Annotated in this window: 1 protein-coding gene; it reads right to left on the bottom strand. The window is 67.8% G+C overall.

Annotated features, from left to right (window positions below; genetic code table 11):
• Nucleotides 1-170: 170 nt before the first annotated feature.
• The gene (locus tag K8638_RS44130) at nt 171-1559 is read right to left on the bottom strand and encodes an IS1380 family transposase (RefSeq protein ID WP_223760801.1); all 1389 of its coding nucleotides are present in this window, start codon (nt 1557-1559) and stop codon (nt 171-173) included.
• Between the last annotated feature and the right edge of the window lie 101 nt (nt 1560-1660).

The following is a 1660-nucleotide window of genomic DNA, read 5'->3' as shown; positions in this document are numbered from 1 at the left end:
GCTAGCCCGAATCGGTCACACCGGGCACGGACATAGGGCTGGTGTCGTAGCGTAGCCAGCAGGGGCCCTCGCGCCCTGCCTGGCGACGGTTCTGATTTCGGCAACGGGCAAGGCACGGCCCTGTCCCGCCGGAGTTGGGCCCGCGCGAGGTTGTCAAAGAGCAGCGGGCGTCAGGAGGGAACGGGCACCGTGCACAGCTGTTCGGCGATGCGAGCGAAGAGGTCTCGCACTGGAGCCGCGGCGCTCAGCGACAGCACGACGCGGCGGACGCTCACGCGGACAAGGGCGGCGACCTTCAGCAGGCGCAGTCGGATGGTGCCCGCCTGAGCTCTCTCCAGCTCGGTGCCCCGCAGGCCGAAGTGGCGCAGGAGGTTGAGGAGCACGTAGGCCACAGAGGAAAACCACAGACGCAGCTGGTTGGCGCGAAGCGTATGGGCGCTGGTCCGGTCGGCGAAGAGGCCCAGTTGCTGCTCCTTGATGCGGTTCTCCATGTCGCCTCTAGCGCAGTAGAGCTCCTCGTAAAGAGACTGCGCCGGGTACGTCTGCTCGCAGAAGGACGTGACGACGAAGCGCGGGTTGTGCTTGTCACCCAGCCACTCCGCCTTGGCCACCACGCGGCGCTCCCGCGTCCAGGAGTCGTGTGTCTGGTAGCGCAGCTCGCGGTAGGCACGCGTCGGCGCGCCGTCGCGCTCCTCCAGCGACACCGCGCGCACCAGTGCCAGGTCCGCCGCAATCATCTGCTCCAACCGCTTGTTGCGGGCCAGGCCGAAGACGAAGTCGACGCCGGTGTCCTCGCACCAGGCCATGAGGTCATCTCTGGCGAAGCCCGAGTCGGCGCGCAGCACCAGCTGGGTGTCGGGCCAGCGTTCACGAATGCGGGCCACGATTCGCTGCACCTCCTCCATCGCCCCCGCGGCCGCGTCGATGCCAGAGGTGCGCAGCTTGGCGGCCAGCAGGAAGTCGCCCGCGAAGATGTAGAGCGGCAGGTAGCAGTAGTTGCCGTAGTAGCCGTGGAAGAAGCGCCCCTCCTGGGTGCCGTGGATGGGGTCGTCGGTCGCGTCCAGGTCCAGCACCACCTCGCGCAAGGGCCGTGGGTGGGCGTCCAGGAAGGCGTCGACGAAGAAGTGCTCGAGGGCCTGCGCGTCGTAGACGACCTTGCGGTAGCGCGCCGCTGCCGTCGCATCCGCTGGCGTCAGCTCCAGCCGGTTGAGCGTGCTGGGACTGGCAAGCTTCTGGGCCGGGTTGGCCTTGCCCACCACCGCCGCCAGCAGCGGGTCCTCCCGAAGCGCCGCGTGGTCCACCAGGTCCTCGTAGCCGCAGGCGATGCCGAACACGCGCTGCCGGACCAGCTCCTCCACCGTGTGCTGCACCAGCTCCGGGGCGCGAAGGTCGCGAAAGCAGGCTGCGAACTTCCGCATCAGCCCGAACCGCCCGTCGGTCCGATGCAGCAGCGCCAGCCCCCCATCCGACGAGATGTGCTCCGCATCGAACGCGGCCACCAGTTTCCGGCGGCCGACGGCATCGAACTTGAGCTGCTTCGGGGTACACTCTGTTTTCACCGCGTAGCTCCTACCGGTAGATGGAAAGCCTTGAGAACTCTCCACTTATCGGTCGGTCGCTACGCGGTGTTCCCTCTACCCGTGATCGATCCGGGCTAGTC

Origin of the sequence: Myxococcus sp. RHSTA-1-4, assembly GCF_020037125.1 — a bacterium.
GTDB lineage: Bacteria > Myxococcota > Myxococcia > Myxococcales > Myxococcaceae > Myxococcus.
Note: the sequence above shows the minus strand (reverse complement) of the source record. Positions and strands in the feature narration are given on the sequence as shown.